The following is a 21,761-nucleotide window of genomic DNA, read 5'->3' as shown; positions in this document are numbered from 1 at the left end:
TAATCAATTTATTGTAAAAATTCGATTAAAAGGTATACTAAAAAATGTAAAGTCAATTTCAATAAAAAAGGTGGTGTTCCCATATTTTGTTAACCAAGGTTTCATATAAACTATTCACAGAGAATCACGTCTTTGATGACCTAACCGATAAACAGTCAAAAATTCTGATTGCGGCTATTAAGGTGTTTGCTGAAAAAGGCTATTCAAATTCAAGTACCAAGGAAATAGCCGAGGAAGCCGGTGTTGCAGAAGGCAACATCTTTAGTCGATTCACCAACAAACGCGGTCTTCTCCAAGCGATCATCGATCCGGTTATCCAATCGATTTTCCCGGCAACCCTGAATAAATTTACCGATGCCCAAATCGTCGATAAATACACAACTTTACACGCCTTTATAGAAGCATCGGTAAAAGATCGGGTTCGGTTTATGGAAGAAAACGCAGATGTCCTCAAAATTTTTATGGCCGAAATGATTTACGATGACCAACTAAGAGCCGACTTCCAGGATCAGTTTGCCTCATCAGCCACATTTTACTTAGAAAATATCAACCGGAATCTTTCAATGTTTAAAGCAAACCAGTTCCTGGTTAATTGGGCAAACACTGAAATTCTAAGGATTATGTGGTCCGTGGTCGCGGGCTTGGCTGTTAGTTATTTATTTTTTAAGCAACCCGTTACCAGCACTGAAATCAACCATACGGTAGACGCGCTCACAAAAGCGTTAAGTCAGAAGATGGTTGATTAATTTGTTCCGCAGGGGTTGTTGTTTATAACGTTTTCTATTATGATTACAGTGTAAAAGTTAACAAGATGGTACCAGATCAGGCAATGACCGGGTAATCAAAGGAAGGGACTGTCAAGTTATGGAATTATTGGTAATTGTGATTTTTTGTGGACTAAGTATGGGTGCCGGCCTAATCATCGAGGGCTGTACCTACTGGGAATGTCACTTCGGTGGCTCCAGATCCAGGCCTACCCATCATGTGCCAAATCAAACCGGCCACCATCTACATTCCTGATGGCAATTACCAAGTCATACAGTAACTAATTGAAAATAACCTAAATAAACCGATTGCGAACAGATGCTTTGATAACTGATCAATATCAAAGCATCATTCATCATAAAAGGACAATTGACTCGGAAAAAAATTCCGGATCAATTGTCCTTTTGTATCATTTAGGCCAAGTCCCTTTATAAAGAACATTCCAACCAAACGTGACTATTTTTTATAAAAGGAATGGCGTTTCTGTGATTAAAATGCATGGAAAGTTTGTAGGATCAGATAGATATTTAACACGACCAAGACTACCGTGGCAATCCAGGCTGCATATTTGACCCACACCCGATTGGCAAATTCTCCCATAATTGTTTGACTACTTGTAAAAATCACTAGTGGCACGATGGCAAACGGCAACGCAATACTCAGAAAAACCTGCGAAAAAGTTAATAAGTTTTCAATTTTTGCTTCATTACCGTGATAATAAATAGCAAAAATGATCACTGGTGTAACCGATAGCAGCCGTGTTAACAATCGCTGTGCCCATAATGGCATATGCAGGTGAATGAAGCCTTCCATGATGATCTGTCCAGACAACGTCCCGGTAATGGTCGAACTCTGCCCGGATGCCAATAGTGCAATGGCAAACAGCATACTCAACAGCGGACTGGCAATCGCACCAACAATCTTTGAGTTACTCAGCGCGTTGAACAAGTCAACAAATCGTCCAAGTTCACTGTGGGTGCCGAAGAATAAGGCTGCCCCTAAAATCAATAGCAAACTATTCACAATAAAAGCAAGTGTCAACTGAATGTTGGAATCAATCGTTGTAAATCGAATCGCTTTTCGAACCGCACCACGATCACTTCTATCAACCGCCCGTGTCTGAGAAATTGAAGAGCCCAGATACAAATCATGAGGCATAACCGTTGCACCAACAATCCCAAGGGAAAGGTACAGCATCGATTTATTAGTCAAAATATCCGAAGATGGAAAATAACCGGCCAACACCTGATCAACCTTAGGTCCGGATAAGAAGACCTCATACGCAAATACCAATAGGATTACAGCAACCAGGGTCGCTACAATCGCTTCGATTTTTCGAAAACCCATCTTCATTAAAAGTAACAGGATCAACACATCGGCACTGGTAATCAAGATACCAATAATGAGCGGAATATTAAATAAAAGTTTAATGGCAATAGCAGAACCAATAATTTCAGCAATATCCGTCGCCATAATGGCCAATTCTGTGATAATCCAAAGGAAAAAGCCAACTCTTTTGGAAGTGTGCTCCCGGGTTAGCTGTGCCAGATCTTTTCCACTCACAATACCTAATCGAGCAGACATCGCTTGAAGCAGCATTGCAATCAGGCTTGATATCAGAATCACCGTCAGCAGCTTGTAATTAAACTGGGCACCACCGGCAATTGACGTAATCCAGTTACCGGGATCCATATAGCCAACCGCAATTAGAATGCCGGGACCTGTATAAGTAAATAATGTTTTCCAGAAACCGGCGTTATCAGGAACTTCGATACTGCCGTTTACCTCATCGAGACTTTTGCCTTCCTGCTCATCAAAGGAAAACAGTTTCTGTTTATCCGATTTCTCCTCATCATCTTTCATCTTTAGCCTTCCCTTCGTCTGACTAAATTCCATAAAAATAAAGGAATTTAATCAACTATTTTATCAACCAATTGCCACAAGATAGTATATACTAGTTATGATTTTAGTCAATAAAAAAGAAGACCGGATTATTAAAAATCACGGTCAATTAAGTATTTAATCGAAAATCGGTAGAAATAAAGCGTACATAAATATTACAATTATATTATTGTTTAAGTGGAGGTATTATGCCCAGTTTTTGCAGACATCTACCCACTTTTCAGCTTTTGCACAAGCTTCCAATTCTTTGAGTGATAACTTAACTGCACTGTGGCTATCTCCGGCTGCCGGAAAAATAGTGTCAAATCTTTTCAGTGAAACATCCAGGTACGTTAAGACATTTGCTTTCACCGCAAACGGGCAGACACCACCCGGCGCGTGACCAATGTATGCCTCAACTTCTTGGCGATGAATCATCTCCGCGCGTTTATGGAAGGTTTCCTTATATTTATGATTGTCAATCTCTGCATCCCCTGCCATAACCACCAAAATCGGCTGCTCATCAATCAATAACGATAACGTTTTAGCGATATGTTCCGGTTCACATCCCAAAGCTGCCGCGGCATCTGCCACCGTTGCACTTGATTGATCCAATACTTTAATCCGTTCTGAAAGCCCTAAATGCTCGAAATATTGTTGCACATTCTCTCTAGACACGATTATCAATCCTTTCAGTTGTAACTTGTTAATAGCATATAATGTTTGCAAAAATTAGTAAACGGTTAGAAAAAATTTAATATAGAATTTCTTCATTTTATATGCCGGTGAATCGTTCAGTTCTTAAATCAGTAAAAAAGGCTTCCACCAACAATCATGAAGGTATACCCGCCACATTTAAATATTTATCGCTTAAACACGAACATTAGAATTAAATTTAATTTTGTCTTTCGTATTGAACAATGATTGTCAACAGTCTATAATAACGGCTATACAGTAATACGAATTATGAATTAAACATTAACAATAAAGTTCGTGTTTTACTTAATTACTTTTTAATGAGGTGAGCTTTATTTCGATTACAACTATTATTGAAGGATCCACCATTACATCAACCGGACCCGAAACCATTTCTTTTTTACCCCATCAACTGATTTGTATTGATAACAGTGGTTACATTAGCCGCATTATTGATCAGACAGATCCGGACTATTCATCAACTCGAAATGCCGCAAAACGTCAAAATCAACTGATTTCTTTAAACGAAGATGACTTCCTGCTGCCCGGGTTTATTGACCTCCATGTTCACGCACCACAATGGCCAAATGCCGGGCTTGCGTTGGACAAGCCGCTCAATGAATGGCTGAACGACTATACCTTTCCACTTGAAGCCAAGTATAAAGAGGTCGCCTTTGCCAAGAAAGTTTATAATCATTTAATTCAGGAACTGGTCGATAATGGCACAACTTCGGCACTTTACTTTGGCACTATTCATAACGAAGCCAATCTTGAGTTGGCAAAAGCTTGTATTCGCCATCAACAGCGTGGCTTTATCGGTCAGGTAACAATGGATAACCCTGATCAAACACCAAGTTATTATCGAGATGCTTCAGCAAAACAGGCCATTAGCCATGCCGAAACATTTATCCAGCAAGTAATCGATTTGAATCGAACCGCCGACTTAAAACAAACGCCTGTCATCACACCCCGTTTTGTGCCGAGTTGTACCCCTGAATCATTAGCAGGTCTCGGTGCATTGGCCCAAAAATATGATCTACCCATCCAGTCACATTGCAGTGAAAGTGATTGGGAAAATAGCTACGCGTTGACTCACTACCATAAGAGAGACGCTGAAGTTCTTGATCAATTTGGATTACTGACGGATAGGGCCATCATGGCTCACGGCACCCTTTTAAACCAATCCGATCTTGACCTGTTTAAAGAACGTGGGGTTGCCATTGCCCACTGCCCAATCTCAAACGCCTATTTCGGCAATGCTGTTCTGCCGGTTGCTAAAATCCTGGCTCAACAAAACAAAATTGGCCTTGGCACTGATATTTCCGGTGGCTATTCACCAAGTCTTTATCGAAACATTGATCAGGCGATTGTGTCATCCCGAATGCTTCATGATGGTGTTGACCAGGCACTGCCACCAGCAAAACGCGGTACCAGTATTAATGCAATTACCGCTAAAAACGGCTTTTATCTGGCAACCGTCGGCGGTGCTCAAAGTCTACACCTCAAAACCGGTCAAATAAAAGTCGGGTACCTGGCGGATCTGCAAGTGGTTAAAGCACCCTATCCGACTTTTACAGATCAAACTCCGGATGATATTTTTGAAAAACTTATTTATCACACAACAAAGAACAACATTAAACAGGTCTTTGTTCAAGGAAAACTCGCAAAGGAAGGTCACTATGAAACGCAAAGATAACGGTTTACTTTATGGTCCCGAAGATAAGGTTTCATACTTTCAATCAGGTCTTTTGGGCCTTCAACATGTTTTGGCAATGGATGTATACGTGCCGCCATTGATTATCGCTGGTTTACTATCAATGAGTGTGGTCCAGAAAACCGGCTTTTTACAAGCTGCCTTTCTAGCCTGTGGCATTGGTACCATTCTTCAAACCAAATTCTTTATGAAGCTGCCCGTATCACAAGGGCCGTCGTTTGTGCCAATCGGTGCCGTCGCTGGGGTATATCTGGCAAATGGCGGTCCTAACGGCGGAATGGCAACCGTACTCGGTTCATTAATTATCGGTGCTGTTTTATTGATCCTGCTGGGCCTATCCGGTATCTACCAAAAAATAATTAATACCTTGGTACCCGCACTGGTCGGCGGCACGATCATCACTTGCGTGGGACTGTCCTTGCTTCCTTCCGCATTAAACGACAATATTTTTAAAGCAACCGGTAACGTTGGTCAAAATATCGAAATTGCTGCCATAACCGGCTTTGTCATGTTGCTTGCTATTACCATCGGTATTCGGATTCCTCAATTGCAACGACTATTCCGAGTCAGTTCAATCATTATCGCTTTGATTGCTGGAACGGTGGCTGCCTCATTCATGGGACGTTTCGATTGGTCATCCGTTAATAACGCACCATGGTTCAGCATTCCACAGTTCACATCATTTCATTATGGCTTTCACTTTTCATTACCTGCAATTTTAACGTTCATTGTGATTTATATGGTACTAACTACTGAAACGACCGGTACCTGGTTTGCCATGAGCGCCGTTGTCGGTGAAAAGATTTCCAAGAAGCAATGGAATCAAGGTATTATCGGTGAAGGGCTCAGCTGTTTCTTTGCTGCTATTCTTGGAACCACCCCAATGACCGGTTATTCAACCAACGCCGGTGTTATTTCCATCACGGGTGTTGCCAGTCGTCGAGTATTTGTTTCAGCCGGCATTTGGTTTATCATTCTCGGCTTTTTCGGTAAATTATCCGCATTCTTATCTGCTGTGCCGGCACCGGTTATTGGCGGGATCTTTTCAATTATCTGTGTCATTATCATGTTGAACGGCTTGAATGTCATTCGTTATCTTGACACAAACGAAAGTGCCATTTATATTCTGGGAATTCCAATTGTCCTGACAATGGCTGTTATTTTGGTACCAAGTCACCTTGTTAGCAGCACACCCCAGATGATTCAATATCTCTTAGGGTCCCCCATCACCATCGCGGCGGTCAGCGCCATTATCCTAAACCTGGTTATGGGCGATCATCGTCCGGAAACAGAAACCGTCGATGAACCAAGAGAATCCAAAAAGACAGTTGATCACGATACAAAATTAGCAGCTACAAAGTAATGACTTATTTTAAACACAAAAAATCGTCGGACATGATGTTCGACGATTTTTTGCACCTAGCGACTTGCAAATACAACAAAAGAGATCGGTAAATTGAAGGATGTTCCGGTCTCTATTCTTTTTATTGAAGGATAATATTTCAGTTTCAAATCTGATTAAACTAATGATTAGTGATGTATCGGCTATTTTAACGACCAGCTATGACTTGTTCCAAGTAGCCTTCATACTGACTAGTATAAAAAGCAATCGGAACGTCATCTGCTGGAAGCCCCCACTGCCAACACAATTAAGAATAATCCCCCAATTAACCATTATTATAGCATTGTTAATTTAGTTGACAAGTCTTTTTAGAAAACAGATGTAATAAATGCACCGCCAATGATCAATACCAGGCCGATTAACGTAAAAGTCAGCTCACGTTTACTTTTAGACTCATGCATAACCAGCATGCCGCCCAAAGTCGAAATAACAACGGATAACTGTGACACAATAAATGCGGTATTCACGCCGTTATAGCGAACTGAGTAAATATACGAAACGGCCGCGAACGAAAAGACAATGCCGCCAATACTGTTTAACCAACTCGTCTTCTCTTTAAAGACACTCATCTGTCCACTGAAAAGCAGGTAAATCAACACACCAACACACATACCAATCGATTCCGGTAAGAAAATGGCGATGCCGGAACTTTGAAGCCCCTTTGGAATGGATTCATAGATACAGTACCCGATTGTCGTAAAAATCAGCATGATAATGGTACTTGTCAAAACCTTTTTATTTTCCGTTTTGCTTTTGTCCTTAATTGATGTGAGCCAAATACCGATGATTAATAAAATGATCCCCGTAATACCGGCAGCTTTTTCGATCCCTGTCGACCATTCACCAAAGATAAACACACCGATTAAAGACGTTCCGATTAATTGCATCCCTGTTGAGATCGGCATCGTCGTTGACACACCGATTTTCTTATATCCGATGTATTGGCCAACCTGACCGGCAATCCAGAAAGCACCCGCTAATCCCGCCAGAAGGAAGCTCTTCATATCAGTCGTCGGTCTGACAACGGCAAACACAATTAAACTGGCTAGAAGAAGTCCGGCAGCGGTTCCAAAAATCTGGTTGGCAGGCTTACCGCCAATTTTAGCAACAATCGGCGGCAAAAGACCCCATCCCAACGCTGGTAGCAACAATAGTAAAATACTCAAAACAAACATCCTCTCTAATCGACCATCTTATTCAGGCTAAAAAAACTTATGTGTTAATGATAAAGTCAAAAGACTTAAATGTAAACGGATTCCTGTAAATTTTTTTCAATTTTTGATAAAAAAACTCATTCATACGAAAAAAACTTGCCAAAATTTAAATCTTGGCAAGTTGGTCTGATTATCCAATACTTGTGAACTTGAAAGCATCACTTTTTAATTTCCGACTTCAATCCTTGCTGTAGCGAAAAGCCATTAAGAAAGCTTTTCTGAAACTGTTCCCTGGTTTTGCATAATTTGCCAAACTCATCTATTAACCCGTGAAATTCCTGAGCATCACGATAATCAAAATCAACCGGCAATCGAATGCGTTTTTGTAGCTTGGCATAAGTCTCAATGTGGCGACAGCCTAAAAATTGAAACAGATTTCTGGCATATTTATCCGCAATAAACGCTGGCTGATCAAAAACATAAACCAACAAAGAATCAGCAGTTTCTTCACCAATCCCGGTCAAGTTCAGCAATTGATGTCGTAGTTTCGGTCCATACTGCTGAACCATTCCGGAAAAATCATATTGATGATCGTTAAACCATCCCAAAACGCTCAAAAGGCTTTTGGTTTTATTCACATAAAACCCGCTTGGTCGAATCAACTGCTGAAGCCGGACCGCAGATAAGTTCAAAATTTGTTTGGGATCCAGTCCCGTAACCGTACGTAAATTTTGAAGTGCCAAATCAACGTTATTCCAATTTGTATTTTGAACCAGAATCGCACCGATCACAATTTCCATTTTGGTATCGGCCGGCCACCAGTGTTGTGGACCCATCTCATCAAATAATTTGTGATAAAGGCAAACGGGGTTAATATCCTGCATTAAATCACCTCACCCGTATTTTAACACTGATAACCATTAATCTCTAAGACCCTACCACTCGTTAAAAGACTTGCTTCTGGGCCAACTTTCCCGACTCAAACTCTATAACACCAAGTGCCCTGTCAATAAGAATGCCACTAAGATGCTTTTGATTGATCAGTCTGAGGAATTTAGCAGTACCGGCATTCAACCCAGCGATCGCCCATATTGTCGCCTCACTGACTCGTTCACTAATGATTGTCAGTTGCTTGATCGGGCTTTGCGGTCTTTTGGACGTCTTTGCATTAACCGTGACAATGCCACCGCCGGTCAGCTGGTATTTCTCCAATAAGCCCTCTCCCTTAAATGAATCATGAACCAAAACCGGCCAATGAAAGGCTGAACTGGTGGCAACCGCAGTTTGAATAACGCCATCTGCCTCAAGCATGATCCCTGCTACCGGGAGTTCTACCAACGGCCTCAGATACTGATTGAATACCTGGTCGACCGCCCAACTCTTTATGAGGTCAGACGGCGTATAGCGACCGCCGTCAAAGGGATCAAAATAACCATTTGTCTTGTTTTTTGATATATTTGCCAACGAATAAACCGTCTGAAAATCAGGTGACTCAAGCAACTGCTGTCTATCTCCTCTTTGAAACTTAGCAACAAGTGAACCTGAATTTTGTAATGAGAAGACCTGATCTACCTGATCAAATTTTTCTTTGATTTGACCGGTAATTGCTGTAAATTTATTTTTAAATTGATTGACTTTGTGATTAACCATTTCCGAAATCACAACTGAAACTCTGAGGTGCCGAAACAGTGATGTTTGAATGGTGTCATTAATTGTTTGCATATAGAAGCCTCCATGCTCATATTGGTTATTTCCGAATCACTAACCTCATGGTACGAAGAATACCTTAATTGATCCTTAAACCAAACAAAAAGCACCCAAACCACCGGATGCTTTAATCATTTCTTAACTTATCAATTTTGATTCGGGTTTTCGGCCCAATTATGAGACTTGCTTTTCTTTTTATTTTGATACTGAAGAAATACCCAAGCGACAAAGCCAAAGAAGATTGGGCCGATAATGGTCCAAAACGCCGTCTGATAATCATGCGCCAAAACCGGTGCAATGGCTGTGAAGCCGATACCGGCAACCAATACAAATAACACAACGCCAACGATAAAATCCGTCCAGCGACGATTGGTGTAAATCTCAAATGGTCGCTGCAAATTCTTTTGACGCTTAAAGAACGGAAACGCCGCAATCAGGAAGAGGTACGGGAATGATGTTGAAATATTGCCCATGTTGGTGAGAATAACGTAAAACTGCTGGGCACTGGAACCACCAAAACTAACAAAGAAGATAATCACAACCACAACGGCAGCCTGCGTCCACATCGCAAATGCAGGCATCCCTTTTTTGTTGAGTTCGGTCATTCGCTTTGGCCAAAAGTTGGGATTAGATCCCATGATAAACGATTTAAGTGGTGAATAAACCAGCACGAAGAATGAGCCGAGATATCCGATAAACATCCCCAGACCGGCAAACCTGGCGAATAAGCCACCCAAAAAGGCACTTGCCGAAGCCGAAAGGTTGAATCCTTCCCCCAAGGAATAGCCCAAGTTATTCATTAAGACATAAGTAATATTTCCCAAGTTAACCTGGTCATTGCCCAAGACCTTTTGCCAATTGGTACTGATTCCCCAAAGAAAAATGGTTAGGGAATAGCCAAGGGTGATGATAACCGCCGAAATAATCAAACCACGCGGAAATGTTTTTTCGGGCTTATCCATATTATCGGTTACACCACCCATGGACTCGGTTCCAGCATAAGCGAAAACAGCGTAAACAATGAACGAAATCAGTGTCACCGGTGATTGAAACTGGGAATTGGGTGATTGAATAAAACTGGATATGCCGTTAATTGGTTGGGCAAAATGACCACCGTTTAAATAAAGAATCATCAAACTGGCAATCCCAAAGATTACATTCAACAAGATCGTAAAGATGCCACCGATGGAAGCAATTCGAGCAATTGAGTCCATCCCGCGAACGGCAAACCAGGTAATCGTTAAAATCCAAAAAATGGCCAGAATCCCAATAACCTGATTTGAATTTAAGCCCATTACGCCCCAGCTTTGTGTCTTGTCACTGCCAAACAATGTTGTAGAAAACGGAATCCAAACTTTTGAGGCAGTCGATGTCATCCAAATAATCCAGGACGACAACCAAATAAAGGTCCCGATAAAGGCCCATTCTTCACCAATCGAGCCGGCCAGCCAAGAATAGATCCCACCATGGGCATCCTTAAAAGTTGCCCCATACTCGGCAAACATTAATGAACTCGGAAGCAGGAAGAAGACCGCTGCCAAGACATACCAGATGATACTGGCATATCCCATCTGCTCATAGGCTACTGTCGTATTAGCAAACCCGAAGATCGTTGAAATGATCATTAAGACAAGCCCACTCGTCTTTATTTTGTTATGTTTCATTATTAATTAACGCTCCAATTTTATAAATATGTCACTTTTTACCAAAAAATAGTATAGAAGTTACTGGTAAAAAACGTCTGTGAATTAAGTAACAAAAGAATGGCAAGATTACAATCGGAATGAGAATTGCTGTTATTTGAAAGGGATTTCATACAATTGGCATCTTGAATTCCATATGAGATTGCGCCTATAATGAAGAAATTGTGGGCTTTACGAATTGATACATAATACTATTGGAGGATCAAATGGATAACAAAAGTAACCCAAAGGCGCCCAAAAAGTTTCACCTTTCTCAGCGCCATCATATGACAATTCCATGGAACAGCTTTATTCAAAACGACAACCTTCCCGCTCGAAAGGCAAGTTTACGCGAACGGGCATCAATTGTCGGTCGGATTGGGATCATTATGTTGTCATGTGGAACCGGGGCTTGGCGGGTACGTGATGCAATGGATAAGGTCGCCAGAAAATTGGAGCTGACGTGCTCCGCTGATATCGGCCTGATTTCTTTGGAATTCACCTGTTTTAGTAATGATCACAGTTATACTCAGGTACTGTCGTTACCAAATACCGGCGTTAATACAGACAAATTAAACATTCTGGAAAATCTGGTCAAGAACTTTGACGATGATTTCTCATCATTAACCGTTCGCCAGATTCATAACATCATCGACGACGTTCAAAAACGGCCGAAACAATATTCACCATTGATTTCGGGTTTGGCAGCCGCATTGGCCTGCAGTGCCTTCATCTTTTTGCTGGGTGGCGGTATTCCGGAAATGATTTGCTCTTTCATTGGTGCCGGCATTGGTAATTGGACCCGGGCAATGATGGGAAAGCATTCAATGACAACGGTAGCCAGCATTTCAATCAGTGTGGCCGTTGCCTGCCTGACCTACATGTGTACATTCAAAATATTCGAATTTTACTTCCAGGTTTTAGCACAACATGAGGCAGGCTACATCGGCGCAATGCTCTTCGTGATACCCGGGTTTCCATTTATTACCAGTATTTTGGATATTTCCAAGCTGGACATGCGATCCGGATTGGAACGACTGGCATACGCAATCATGATCACGTTAATTGCCACCTTGGTCGGTTGGCTGGTTGCATTGATTTTTAATTTTCGCCCGGCAGATTTTCTGCCACTCGGCTTATCACCGTTTGTCGTCATGCTTTTAAGACTTCCCGCCAGTTTCTGTGGCGTCTTTGGTTTCTCGATTATGTTTAACAGTTCCCAAAAGATGGCGATGGTGGCGGGATGCATCGGCGCAGTTGCCAACACACTGCGGCTTGAATTGGTCGATTTAACTTCTATGCCTCCTGCTGCAGCGGCTTTCTTCGGTGCCTTGGTCGCAGGACTGATTGCTTCTATAGTTAATCGTTATAACGGCTATCCAAGAATTTCACTAACCGTCCCTTCAATTGTCATCATGGTCCCCGGCCTTTACATTTACCGGGCCATTTACAATATTGGCACTAATCAGATTGCGGTTGGGGCTCTCTGGTTAACGAAGGCATCTTTGATTATCATGTTCCTACCTCTTGGTCTATTCGTGGCAAGAGCATTGATGGACAAGGAATGGCGCCACTTTGACTAATCAACAGAAATCGTTTTAGTATCGGCAATCAATTATTCTCCGCATAAAAAGAAGTGGCGATAGCAAAATAAATTTGTTATCGCCACTTCTTTTTAAGCCACTTTTTTAAAGACACACAGCCTAAAAGACAGGCGCTTTAATTAACGTTTCGTCTGGATCTGCCGTTGGTTTGGCCCTTATCCAAGATTTCGGGCTCATCATTTCTGGCACGGGCATAAGCGTGCTGACGGCCAAATTGATCACGTGTTGTCTTGCTTTGGTTGTTGGACGAACGGGTTACGACATAATAAACGGCAATTGATGCCAGTAAAAGTAATGTAATCATTTAAAAAACCTCTCTCAATTGGATTGTCTACTAGAATGATTTAAAACGCTTTGTAAGCGTCGCTGATTATCAAAAATGACTTGATAATTGACACTAAGTTTACCTTCAATCATCAAAGAGTCAAGACATTTGACGACCCTCTTTTTCTAAAACGCTTCCAATCGCTTGTAAATACTGCATTAAGCGGTGTTTAAGGATTATTAAAGAATCATCACTGACAACCATCGCCACTCATCATTTCCTGTGGCAGACAGTTGCAGTCGACCATTTCAGGAGCAGTCTTTGCTTTCTCGGCAAGAATTGTCTGAAGCTTCTTGATATCACTTTGTGACAAGTCACGAGAGTCGATCACTTTAACCAGGGTGTCACCTGCACGCATGGCACACATATGATCAAATAGGTTGACGGCAGCCGCTCCCATTGAGTCTCTTTCATCAACGGCCGGTTCATATTCAAAAGGCCGCCCATCACCAACCCGCACAACCGCATCCTTTGTAATTAACCTGTGAAGCAATGTCTTGGTCGTTGATTCCGACCATCCCCTGGCTGAAGACATCACATCAATCAATTGTCGACTGGTCACGTGTTTTAACGTCCAAATGGCCCGCATAACTTCCCACTCTGAATCAGAGATTGCCACATCTTTTGCATCAATCATTTTGGAGTCCCCTTTAATATCATGTTCAAAATTAGTCGTCAAATAAATAACTGCTTATCATTCCCGTACGTTGATCCAACTTTCAAGAGCGTATTCAACGATCATAATTGGTGTCGACATCTTTTTAATTTGCAAACGTAAACTTTCTACATTTAATAGTCTACATTTGTAATCGTAAAAAAGCAAGTGTCATTACCTGGCTAACGACTTTCAATATTAAGTATAACTTTAACCACGGGGACCGTAAACTCTGATCAATGACACGACAGGTTAATGGGCACCCCATTTAATGTTTGACTGATTCCCCAAGATCTGATCAATCTCTGCCAGCTCCTCGCTGCTAAAGGTTAAGTTATCCAGTGCTTTTGCATTATCCAACAATTGCTGCGGTCGACTCGCCCCTACCAGTACACATGCAATTTCGGGTTCGCGTAAATTCCATGCAAGCGCCATTTCAGCCAGCGTTTGACCGCGTTTCTTTGCAACCTCATTAAGTTGTTGAACTGTCTTAATTGTCTCTTCAACCTGCAATGGATGCAAAAACGGACTGGTAGATTTGGCTGCACGGGAATTTTCTGGAATCCCATGTAAATATTTATCCGTTAGCAGGCCCTGTGACAACGAACTAAAGCTGACGGCTGCTTTCCCTTCTTTTCGCAAGACCGGGAATAAATCCTTTTCAATTGTTCGATCAAACATGTTGTAGCGAGGTTGATGAATCACAAATGGAGTGTGAAGGTCGTTAAAGATTTTTGTAATTGCCTCGGTTTGTTGGCCGTTGTAATTGGAAATGCCTACATATAAGGCTTTACCTTGTTTAACCAATTGATCCAAAGCCAGTGCAGTCTCTTCCACCGGTGTCTCCGGATCTGGGCGATGTGAATAAAAAATATCAACGTAATCCAAGCCTAGGCGTGTCAAACTTTGATTGGCACTGGCAATGATACTTTTTTTAGAACCCCAATCACCGTATGGTCCATCCCACATCTCATAACCGGCTTTGCTGGCAATAATCATTTCGTCCCGATAAGGCTTCATGTCCCCTGCCATGATTTGGCCAAAGTTCTTTTCAGCACTTCCGGGTACGGGCCCATAATTGTTAGCCAAATCAAAATAGGTGATTCCCAGATCAAACGCTTGGTGAATAATGGCCTTTTGATTTTCAAAGGAATCCACACTACCGAAATTGTGCCAAAGTCCAAGTCCCAATGCAGAAAGTTTTAAGCCACTCTTTCCCACGCGATTATAAACCATTTTTTCATAACGTTTGTCATTTGCCTGATACATTTTAAAACCTCCCGTTTATTTAACAGTTGTCTTTTTTGATCTTCTCTACTATGCTTAGCTATAGCATACAACTTCAAGTTAACTTGAAGTAAAGAAAGAAGTTAAAAACCTATGAAAACTTACTCCATCAGTCAGGTTTCGGAAATGTATCATTTACCCACTACCACGCTGAGATATTATGAAGACCTGGGGCTACTCTACGACATCCCTCGAAAGGGCAATCGGCGTGCCTATACCCAACAACATTTGGATCGTTTGGGATCAATCTGCTGTTTTAAAAATACTGGGATGACATTGAGCGAATTACAGACACTATTTAGTTATAGTGAGCACGGCGGTGACCTTGACAAAATTGTCGACCTGCTCGATCAACACTGTCAAGAAGTCGATGAGCAGTTAGCCCTGCTTAAACAAAATCAGCAGCATATCAAACGAAAGCTTCACTTCTATCAAGATATCCGCACCGCAGAACAGACCAACACACCGCTGCCGGATTGGGATAATTACCGTTCGAAAACGTTTCATTAACACAAAAATGAGTAGAGACATCGCCTTATGGGCAACGTCCCTACTCATTTTTTGTTTGAATCGCTCAAATTAACCTTTAGATTCTTTTTGAACCTTATAGGACTCATCCAACAACGTCACTGTCGCGTCTTCAAGGCCCACAATGGTCACGTGCCTATCTCGAGTTACGAAAACAGCGCCATAAATATCCGGCCGATCACGTGCCCAGCCGGCAAGTGGTTTCCCGGCAAAAAACAATCTGGCCGTTTCGATCTCACCGTCAATTGAGTATTTTGAAAAAATCGTGATGCTTGCAAGATCGTTTTGCTTTGGATACCCCGTTTGAGAATCCAAAATATGGTGATAAGAATGCCCATTTACTTCCAAATGCCGTTCATAAATCCCACTTGTCACAGCGGAGCATGGACCGATCTTAACGTTTAGAATCGACTGTCCCCTTTCTGAAGAGGGGTCCTGAACACCGATTCGCCATTGCCGATCTTGATGTGCGGGTGAATCACCGACAAGCAACAAGTTGCCACCTAGATCGATTATTCCGGAACGTTTGCCATAGGCCCGCCAATAATCAGCAATCCGATCGGCAATATACCCCTTTGCGATGCCTCCAAGATCCAATTGCATGCCTGATTGCTTCAAGAAAATCGATAACGCTTGATCATTAAAGTCGGTTTGATCGGGATTAATTAAGGCCAACTTCTCTTTGATGGCTGACTCGGATGGGACATTGGCGCCCTTAAACCCGATTTTCCACAATTTAACCAGCGGTCCAATCGTCGCGTTAAAGCCGAAATGTTGACGACTCAATTGAAGTGCCCGTTTTGTTAAGGTATAGGTTGCGTCTGAAACCTGAACCGGATGTTTGCCGGCCGCATCATTAATGGCCATCACTTCAGACTGTGGCCGATTGACTGTTAACAAGTTTTCATAATAGGCAATCAATCGATTAGTCGCGTCAAGCTGTTCGGCCATGACATCACCGAATAATGTCAATCTGATTTGCGTTCCCAGTCCATAATAATTTTTTGTGGTCTTTTTTTGTGCAAGATTTTCCTCGATAAGCTATCATCCCCAATTCTTCCTTATATACTAATGTTTTGAAGCACCGGTTTTGCCATCTTGTTTGTTATCTGCAAAGTCGGGTTGTTTTTTATCCCCAATTGTTGCTATTTTGAGTTACGCCTGTTTTGGCATCGCTAAAAGAAGCCCCTGTTATTTCATCTGGATAAAACTTCTCGTTTTCTATAGTTGTCCCCTTCTTTTTTAACGGGACACCTACTCGTGAACTGCAATATCGTCGCATCCGATTATAAGAAAATGTCGATTGCGTGTCGACAACCGCCATTAATTTTAACATGGCAACGCCTTCCCGACTTTTTGATTAAACTGACGTTTTTATTATATACGCTTTGCAGACCCGCTGATCCATAAAGTTGTCATATTAACCAAGAAAGGCTGAACGCCAAAATTACCTTTAGCATCCAGCCTCCTTATTTTTCAGAAATTGTTTAACGTTGTTTCATTAATGACCGTGCGTTTTTCCACGCATCACGTGATCGGCATGTTCCAACATCTCGTTCACCACGTCCAAAATATGAGGATCATCCAAACGATAATAATTAGCTTTGCCAACCCGCTCCGAACTGACTAATTGATGTTTTCTCAGCAAAGCCAACTGATGGGAAACCACTGACTGTTCCAAGCCCAACAAGTCACCAAGTTCGCCAACATTTAACTCACGCTGCTCCAACACTTTCAGCATCTGTAAACGCGACGGGTTACTTAATAATTTAAAAATCCGTTCCGATTCAGCCAAACGTTTTTGATCTATCAATTCGATATCGGTCAATGAATCCTTTTCAGTCAAAGGACGCCACTCCAATCATGAAATTTGCAGTTATTACCTGTTATTATATCACTGAAGCAGACCGAAAATTCAAGCACATTTACGCAAGCTTAATCCTGCCCGCGTCCTTCTTGAAAAGATTCCCATCCTTCACTGGCAATAAAGTAAACCAGAACCAGGGCGGCAACCGAATCGGCCCACCACCAGTTGAAGAAGAAGGTCAGTAGCGCACCGACAAGAACCGTGGCAGCCATATAGGCACATGTGATATTGCACATACCATCTTCAACCAGGGCATCCGAATGAAGTTGCTTACCAAGTGCCCGTTTCCTAAAGGTTAGGATTGGCATAAGAACAACCGATGCAAGCGCAATCGCAATTCCAGAATAACTCGTATCAGCTGCCTGGTGATTAACTAAATTAAATAATGACACAAAAATAACATAAACAGATAATAGCAGTAAAATCGTCCCAACAATTAACGACGATCGTTTCTCGGCACTTTGGATTTCCTCGGCCGACGCACCGTTTGCTTCCTTGCGTAACCGCCAAATCAACGTACTTCCGGAAATAATTTCCAAAAAACTGTCCAGCCCAAAGGCAATCAGCAGAATTGACCCCGCCTCCAACCCGGAAATAAAGCCAACCAGGAATTCAAAGGCCATCCAGCCAGTTGAAAAATATTCTGTTCGTAAGCTGCTTGAAACTAAATGTCGCTTTTGCAATTGATTTTCCATATAAAGACTTCTTTCAAAAATAACGATTGTTTTGATATGGTAACTATTTCATATGTAGATACTAACATGTATAGTAATCAGAGTAAACCAAATTAATTAAATTTCTTTTTAGCGTGACCGTGTATTTATGATATAATCAAAATAATTCAGAATATTGTTATCTAGTTAATCAATGAGTGTATTAAGTTAACTCCTTTCTATTTCAACTAAGATTAGCCCGATTTCAAACTAATTGCCAAATCATGTTTTTCCATTAACCTGCTAACAATGTTCTGAATTATAAAAGCTGACCGCGAAATCAAATTCGCAGTCAGCTTTTAATTTATCAACAACTTCAATTAATAACGACTAAACCGAACAAACATGTTACCTTTTCTCTTTTATCTGTTGATTAACTTATATATAGAGACATAAATTAATATTTCTTCATATATTAATTAATCAGCTTAATCCTAAAGCTTTCCGGACCATCAATCGATGCAACCTTAATGACAAGATCATTTGGCAATGCAGGTGCATCGTACCAAAAGTCATGATGTTCATGCGCTTCGAACTTAAAGAAGTATCGAAAATGATTACCTTCGCGTTTGACGCTCAAATACCCCGGCTTACCATCCGATAACTTAATCGGTTGTGGCACATTAGTATTGTGAACAAGCAGTTCGGTCATTTTATCACCTCCCCGCTTCTTATCATATCAATTTTTAGACATTAAGCAAGATTTAATTTAAGGACAACAAATTATTTTTTAGGTTTCCCGTAATTACAAAAAATTGCTTTCGTTTCAATTTACTATCAGGAATATCAATGCTATGGTTACACCATAGGTATTCATATAACAATTCGGTCTGGAGGAAAGACGATGAAAAGTGATATTTCGGAAATGTACCTTCTGCTTAACGAAACGGACGGTAACCGTAGTGCTATCATGCGTTCAATGAGAAAACGTGCTTATCTTTCTGCCAGCGTTTTATTTGACCTGCAGCTTGGCGGCATCATTAAGTTAACGGACAAGGGTATGCAGGTTATCGCACCATTATCCAAGGACTACGGCTTTTTAAATCCTGTATTGGATATCCTCAATGACCGTGAAAATAAATCAAGCAAAAACAGTTTGCGTCACGTTGTCTTAAATCGTAAAATCAATCGGATCGTATACGATGGTATTGGCGAAAAGCTTTTGTTTAAGAACAGGGCTACAAAGACAAGCAGTCGCGGCTTAATATTTAGTCATGATAAATACATTCCCAGGGCTGAAGCCAAAAAATTAGTTGTCAATCAAATTAAAGCAGAATTGCTTGGATCAAACACTGCTTCACTGGAAATTATCGCATTAGTCGCAAATCTGAGTAGAAGCAGAACATTAAAAAATTATTTTGACAAAGATCAACGCGCCCAATTAACACAACAGGTAAAAGACCTTCGACACAATCCCGAATACGAAACCTTCTTCAAATTTGCGAAATGGGTTGATGATTTTATCACAGCCATTATTGTTGCGGCTTCATCAGGTCGCGGATAAACACACATGTTTTAAAAAAAGTGAGCTCAAAACGAATGTCGATCATCGTTTTGGACTCACTTTTTGTACATACGGTTCATTCACTTAAAATAAAACTTCAGTATGCATATAGTAATTTTGATTGTCGATTAAATACTTCTCTGAAACTTCAACAGAATCAATGTACTGTGGATGCTCATCCTCGGGAATCATCGTGACCCCGTGTTCACCGGTTCTGGTAATGGATAACCGATACTGATCCTTCCCGGATTTTGCGACCCGCGTTAATGGCATGCCCTTTATTTTTGATGCGACGTAAAAATCCGTCGTTTTCCCATTAGTCACCGTTTTTTGGATTTTGGCATAACCAACCGGTTTAGGAGCATAGGCTTGGAAAACTTTCACTTTTGAGTAGGCTTCCAGGTAACCATCTACCGTAACCTTTACGCCACTGGCTTTCGCTGTTGTTTCGTTGGCTGGCCATTTATCCCCCTGCCATAAATTTCCATCCGCAACATAATCCCCGGCCGACCTGGTGTCCGGACTGGTCACCTGATAATAACGTAAGTATTGTGGCGAGTCGACTTTTTTAAAATCAGCTGTTGTTGCCCAAATGCCTGCCGTCATATTTGGCTTGCTTTTGGCATTATAAAACGGTTTGCGAAGTCGGTAACTCATCGTATCCATATCAATTGTAAAGAAAGGATGATGTGTTTTCTGACTTCGAGCAGCCGAAGCAACTTGGACAACCGTCCCTTTTGGCAGCGTCATTTTAATGTTCTTATAGTACGAATTAGTCACCGTTAATTTTTGGGTAGTCTGCAAATAGTCACGGGCTGAAACTGATAAGTAAGTTGTTTTGGCCTGGGCAACGGTCATTTGTAATGCAAATGTCGCAATTAATGCCAATATCATATTAACCAAACGTCGTGTTTGTTTCATAATCAATCTTCCCCCAGAAAGCGTGCATTTTCGGTATGCATGTAATAGTCGGTTTTTCCGATCTGATAAATTTCATTAAGTGTTACCCGCGTTGCATCATCCTCATTGGGAATGGCAGTTGATGTTGTCTGTGTCGTTCGATTAATACTCAAACGATAACGATTATTGCCCTTTGTGGACACTTTCGTCACCGGCAGCCCCTTTAATTTGGTTTTGAAATATAAGTATAACTGACGTGAAGAACGGTAATATGATTTTTGAATTTCAGTTGAACTGGTTGGTTTGGGACTGATCGTATATTTGTAGGGAGAACTCGAAAAAAAGTCGAGATACCCATCCGTGGTGATCGTAAACCTTGTCCCGGTCAGCTGTGCATAATCAGCAGGCAGCGTACTGCCTTTCCACAAATCACCATTCGCAACATATGATAATAGCGCATGTCCTTTGTTACTTCTGGTTAATGAATAGTAAGAAAGATAAACCGGTTTGTTGGTCTTGCTGAAGTTCTGGCCCTTCGCCAAGATCCAGCGACTCACCCGGCTTGAATTTTGAGCCGTTATCAATGGCCTTCGAATTTGATAACGAAGGCGATTCAGGTTTAACGAAACGTACTTCTGACCATTGTCATTTTTGGTTCCGTTAACCAAAACAGTCGTCCCCTTGGGAATGGTGACCTTAATTGTCTTGGAACTGTTGTATGTTTTAATCACCCGCTTGGTCGTTAAAAAAGAATTCTTTGTCACTTTAGCTGCTGACGCCACTGACTGGTCGATTAAAATAAACGAAAAGATCAGGGCCATCCCCAGCAAAACCCGTTTAACCATCATCTCATCCCCACTTTTATGTTTTGTACTCCCTTTAAGTTTACCCCTTTGGCAGCCAACGTTAAATCTGTAGAATGATCAACTACGCGTTTAATTGTTTCGCTAGCGCCGCTACCCGTTTTTCGATTTGATCTCTCACCTGCCGAAATGCATCCAGCACTTCCAGGTTGCTGCCGTGAGCCTGCGCCGGATCACGTAAAGGCCAATGACGCTTTTCTACGGTTGACGGTGTGACCGGACAACGGTCCCTTGCATCCCCACAAAGTGTCACAACAAGGTCACACTGATTTAAATACGCTCTATCAATCAACTTGGATTGATTTCTTGAGATATCGATCTTTTTCTCAGACATTACCTTAACCGCCAGCGGATTTAAGCCATGTTTTTCAATACCGGCACTTTCAACATGCCAACTATCATTCAGCAACTTTTTAGCGAACCCTTCCGCCATTTGGCTTCGACAAGAATTTCCTGTACATAAGAAATAGATCTTTGGCATTTCAGTTCCTCCATTCATGGCATTAATTAATTT

Annotated in this window: 24 protein-coding genes; 7 read left to right on the top strand and 17 right to left on the bottom strand. The window is 41.5% G+C overall.

The annotated features are described in order from the left end of the window. The first annotated feature begins 86 nt into the window (after positions 1–86). A complete protein-coding gene (locus GQR93_RS04945; RefSeq protein ID WP_003552895.1) occupies positions 87–746 on the top strand; it encodes a TetR/AcrR family transcriptional regulator in 660 nt (219 codons plus the stop codon). A 118-nt stretch (positions 747–864) separates the two neighbouring features. Next, complete coding sequence (locus tag GQR93_RS04940) at positions 865–1,020, top strand: hypothetical protein (RefSeq protein ID WP_155114972.1); 156 nt, start codon at positions 865–867, stop codon at positions 1,018–1,020. Positions 1,021–1,254: 234 nt separating this feature from the next. Here GQR93_RS04940 and GQR93_RS04935 read toward each other — a convergent pair whose 3' ends face one another. Both GQR93_RS04935 and GQR93_RS04930 read right to left on the bottom strand, forming a co-directional pair. Continuing rightward, the gene (locus tag GQR93_RS04935) at positions 1,255–2,628 is read right to left on the bottom strand and encodes an Nramp family divalent metal transporter (RefSeq protein ID WP_035444400.1); all 1,374 of its coding nucleotides are present in this window, start codon (positions 2,626–2,628) and stop codon (positions 1,255–1,257) included. A 225-nt stretch (positions 2,629–2,853) separates the two neighbouring features. Continuing rightward, positions 2,854–3,324, bottom strand: coding sequence for a YbaK/EbsC family protein (locus tag GQR93_RS04930; RefSeq protein ID WP_225430405.1), 471 nt, complete (start codon positions 3,322–3,324; stop codon positions 2,854–2,856). 343 nt (positions 3,325–3,667) lie between these two features. Between GQR93_RS04930 and guaD the strand changes: the two genes are divergently transcribed. Together guaD and GQR93_RS04920 are read left to right on the top strand one after the other, a co-directional pair. Next, positions 3,668–5,038 (top strand): guanine deaminase, encoded by a 1,371-nt coding sequence (guaD, locus tag GQR93_RS04925; RefSeq protein ID WP_003552890.1) that lies wholly within the window; start codon positions 3,668–3,670, stop codon positions 5,036–5,038. Next, entirely contained in the window at positions 5,022–6,419 is a 1,398-nt protein-coding gene (locus GQR93_RS04920; protein ID WP_003552889.1) for a uracil-xanthine permease family protein, read from the top strand. Before guaD ends, GQR93_RS04920 begins: the two co-directional genes overlap by 17 nt. 347 nt (positions 6,420–6,766) lie before the next feature. Here the strand turns inward: GQR93_RS04920 and GQR93_RS04915 are convergent, their stop codons facing one another. The 4 genes from GQR93_RS04915 to yjeM form a co-directional block, all read right to left on the bottom strand. After that, positions 6,767–7,624, bottom strand: coding sequence for a GRP family sugar transporter (locus tag GQR93_RS04915; protein ID WP_369074038.1), 858 nt, complete (start codon positions 7,622–7,624; stop codon positions 6,767–6,769). 206 nt (positions 7,625–7,830) lie between these two features. Continuing rightward, positions 7,831–8,496, bottom strand: coding sequence for an endonuclease III domain-containing protein (locus tag GQR93_RS04910; protein ID WP_003552886.1), 666 nt, complete (start codon positions 8,494–8,496; stop codon positions 7,831–7,833). A 61-nt stretch (positions 8,497–8,557) separates the two neighbouring features. Continuing rightward, a complete protein-coding gene (locus GQR93_RS04905) occupies positions 8,558–9,334 on the bottom strand; it encodes an FAD:protein FMN transferase (RefSeq protein WP_003552885.1) in 777 nt (258 codons plus the stop codon). A 131-nt stretch (positions 9,335–9,465) separates the two neighbouring features. Beyond that, complete coding sequence (gene yjeM, locus GQR93_RS04900; protein WP_003552884.1) at positions 9,466–10,983, bottom strand: glutamate/gamma-aminobutyrate family transporter YjeM; 1,518 nt, start codon at positions 10,981–10,983, stop codon at positions 9,466–9,468. A gap of 245 nt (positions 10,984–11,228) precedes the next feature. On the opposite strand from yjeM, the gene GQR93_RS04895 reads away from it, so the two are divergent. After that, a complete protein-coding gene (locus GQR93_RS04895) occupies positions 11,229–12,584 on the top strand; it encodes a threonine/serine exporter family protein (protein WP_003552883.1) in 1,356 nt (451 codons plus the stop codon). Between the two features lie 136 nt (positions 12,585–12,720). Here the strand turns inward: GQR93_RS04895 and GQR93_RS04890 are convergent, their stop codons facing one another. The 3 genes from GQR93_RS04890 to GQR93_RS04880 form a co-directional block, all read right to left on the bottom strand. Further along, positions 12,721–12,909 carry a hypothetical protein gene (locus tag GQR93_RS04890; protein WP_003552881.1) on the bottom strand — a complete coding sequence of 63 codons (189 nt, stop codon included), beginning with the start codon at positions 12,907–12,909 and terminating at the stop codon, positions 12,721–12,723. A gap of 211 nt (positions 12,910–13,120) precedes the next feature. Further along, a complete protein-coding gene (locus tag GQR93_RS04885; RefSeq protein ID WP_035444399.1) occupies positions 13,121–13,567 on the bottom strand; it encodes a CopY/TcrY family copper transport repressor in 447 nt (148 codons plus the stop codon). A gap of 270 nt (positions 13,568–13,837) precedes the next feature. Then, positions 13,838–14,854, bottom strand: a complete 1,017-nt coding sequence (locus GQR93_RS04880; RefSeq protein ID WP_003552874.1) for an aldo/keto reductase — start codon at positions 14,852–14,854, stop codon at positions 13,838–13,840. Between the two features lie 111 nt (positions 14,855–14,965). Between GQR93_RS04880 and GQR93_RS04875 the strand changes: the two genes are divergently transcribed. Then, positions 14,966–15,382, top strand: a complete 417-nt coding sequence (locus GQR93_RS04875; protein WP_003552873.1) for a MerR family transcriptional regulator — start codon at positions 14,966–14,968, stop codon at positions 15,380–15,382. A 69-nt stretch (positions 15,383–15,451) separates the two neighbouring features. Here GQR93_RS04875 and GQR93_RS04870 read toward each other — a convergent pair whose 3' ends face one another. From GQR93_RS04870 to GQR93_RS04850, 5 genes are all read right to left on the bottom strand, one after another. After that, complete coding sequence (locus GQR93_RS04870) at positions 15,452–16,390, bottom strand: FAD:protein FMN transferase (RefSeq protein WP_260159694.1); 939 nt, start codon at positions 16,388–16,390, stop codon at positions 15,452–15,454. A 139-nt stretch (positions 16,391–16,529) separates the two neighbouring features. Then, positions 16,530–16,736 (bottom strand): hypothetical protein, encoded by a 207-nt coding sequence (locus tag GQR93_RS04865; protein WP_003552871.1) that lies wholly within the window; start codon positions 16,734–16,736, stop codon positions 16,530–16,532. 165 nt (positions 16,737–16,901) lie between these two features. Continuing rightward, on the bottom strand, positions 16,902–17,228 hold the full coding sequence (locus GQR93_RS04860) for an ArsR/SmtB family transcription factor (protein ID WP_375711428.1): 327 nt from the start codon (positions 17,226–17,228) through the stop codon (positions 16,902–16,904). Positions 17,229–17,335: 107 nt separating this feature from the next. Beyond that, a complete protein-coding gene (locus tag GQR93_RS04855) occupies positions 17,336–17,962 on the bottom strand; it encodes a cation diffusion facilitator family transporter (protein WP_003552869.1) in 627 nt (208 codons plus the stop codon). A gap of 433 nt (positions 17,963–18,395) precedes the next feature. Further along, complete coding sequence (locus tag GQR93_RS04850) at positions 18,396–18,632, bottom strand: hypothetical protein (RefSeq protein WP_003552866.1); 237 nt, start codon at positions 18,630–18,632, stop codon at positions 18,396–18,398. Between the two features lie 192 nt (positions 18,633–18,824). Here GQR93_RS04850 and GQR93_RS04845 point away from each other — a divergent pair, with 192 nt between their 5' ends. Further along, on the top strand, positions 18,825–19,484 hold the full coding sequence (locus GQR93_RS04845; RefSeq protein WP_003552865.1) for a GPP34 family phosphoprotein: 660 nt from the start codon (positions 18,825–18,827) through the stop codon (positions 19,482–19,484). 84 nt (positions 19,485–19,568) lie between these two features. On the opposite strand, the gene GQR93_RS04840 is transcribed toward GQR93_RS04845, so the two are convergent. The 3 genes from GQR93_RS04840 to arsC form a co-directional block, all read right to left on the bottom strand. Then, on the bottom strand, positions 19,569–20,405 hold the full coding sequence (locus GQR93_RS04840) for a hypothetical protein (protein ID WP_003552863.1): 837 nt from the start codon (positions 20,403–20,405) through the stop codon (positions 19,569–19,571). Positions 20,406–20,407: 2 nt separating this feature from the next. Further along, on the bottom strand, positions 20,408–21,232 hold the full coding sequence (locus GQR93_RS04835) for a hypothetical protein (protein WP_003552861.1): 825 nt from the start codon (positions 21,230–21,232) through the stop codon (positions 20,408–20,410). Positions 21,233–21,311: 79 nt separating this feature from the next. Then, a complete protein-coding gene (gene arsC, locus GQR93_RS04830; protein WP_035444398.1) occupies positions 21,312–21,728 on the bottom strand; it encodes an arsenate reductase (thioredoxin) in 417 nt (138 codons plus the stop codon). Positions 21,729–21,761: the final 33 nt, after the last annotated feature.

Source organism: Lentilactobacillus hilgardii (genome assembly GCF_009832765.1).
Classification (GTDB): Bacteria; Bacillota; Bacilli; order Lactobacillales; family Lactobacillaceae; genus Lentilactobacillus; species Lentilactobacillus hilgardii.
This window is presented reverse-complemented; position numbering and strand designations above follow the sequence as displayed.

Excerpts from the sequence above, each read along its gene's own strand:
- GQR93_RS04840 (WP_003552863.1), bottom strand. The coding sequence starts at position 20,405 with ATGAAACAAACACGACGTTTGGTTAATATGATATTGGCATTAATTGCG.
- yjeM (WP_003552884.1), bottom strand. The coding sequence starts at position 10,983 with ATGAAACATAACAAAATAAAGACGAGTGGGCTTGTCTTAATGATCATT.
- GQR93_RS04850 (WP_003552866.1), bottom strand. The coding sequence starts at position 18,632 with ATGACCGAACTGCTTGTTCACAATACTAATGTGCCACAACCGATTAAG.
- GQR93_RS04920 (WP_003552889.1), top strand. The coding sequence starts at position 5,022 with ATGAAACGCAAAGATAACGGTTTACTTTATGGTCCCGAAGATAAGGTT.
- GQR93_RS04910 (WP_003552886.1), bottom strand. The coding sequence starts at position 8,496 with ATGCAGGATATTAACCCCGTTTGCCTTTATCACAAATTATTTGATGAG.
- GQR93_RS04885 (WP_035444399.1), bottom strand. The coding sequence starts at position 13,567 with ATGATTGATGCAAAAGATGTGGCAATCTCTGATTCAGAGTGGGAAGTT.
- GQR93_RS04865 (WP_003552871.1), bottom strand. The coding sequence starts at position 16,736 with ATGTTAAAATTAATGGCGGTTGTCGACACGCAATCGACATTTTCTTAT.
- GQR93_RS04855 (WP_003552869.1), bottom strand. The coding sequence starts at position 17,962 with ATGGAAAATCAATTGCAAAAGCGACATTTAGTTTCAAGCAGCTTACGA.
- GQR93_RS04845 (WP_003552865.1), top strand. The coding sequence starts at position 18,825 with ATGAAAAGTGATATTTCGGAAATGTACCTTCTGCTTAACGAAACGGAC.
- GQR93_RS04835 (WP_003552861.1), bottom strand. The coding sequence starts at position 21,232 with ATGATGGTTAAACGGGTTTTGCTGGGGATGGCCCTGATCTTTTCGTTT.
- GQR93_RS04905 (WP_003552885.1), bottom strand. The coding sequence starts at position 9,334 with ATGCAAACAATTAATGACACCATTCAAACATCACTGTTTCGGCACCTC.
- GQR93_RS04895 (WP_003552883.1), top strand. The coding sequence starts at position 11,229 with ATGGATAACAAAAGTAACCCAAAGGCGCCCAAAAAGTTTCACCTTTCT.
- GQR93_RS04880 (WP_003552874.1), bottom strand. The coding sequence starts at position 14,854 with ATGTATCAGGCAAATGACAAACGTTATGAAAAAATGGTTTATAATCGC.
- arsC (WP_035444398.1), bottom strand. The coding sequence starts at position 21,728 with ATGCCAAAGATCTATTTCTTATGTACAGGAAATTCTTGTCGAAGCCAA.
- GQR93_RS04890 (WP_003552881.1), bottom strand. The coding sequence starts at position 12,909 with ATGATTACATTACTTTTACTGGCATCAATTGCCGTTTATTATGTCGTA.
- GQR93_RS04875 (WP_003552873.1), top strand. The coding sequence starts at position 14,966 with ATGAAAACTTACTCCATCAGTCAGGTTTCGGAAATGTATCATTTACCC.
- GQR93_RS04940 (WP_155114972.1), top strand. The coding sequence starts at position 865 with ATGGAATTATTGGTAATTGTGATTTTTTGTGGACTAAGTATGGGTGCC.
- GQR93_RS04935 (WP_035444400.1), bottom strand. The coding sequence starts at position 2,628 with ATGAAAGATGATGAGGAGAAATCGGATAAACAGAAACTGTTTTCCTTT.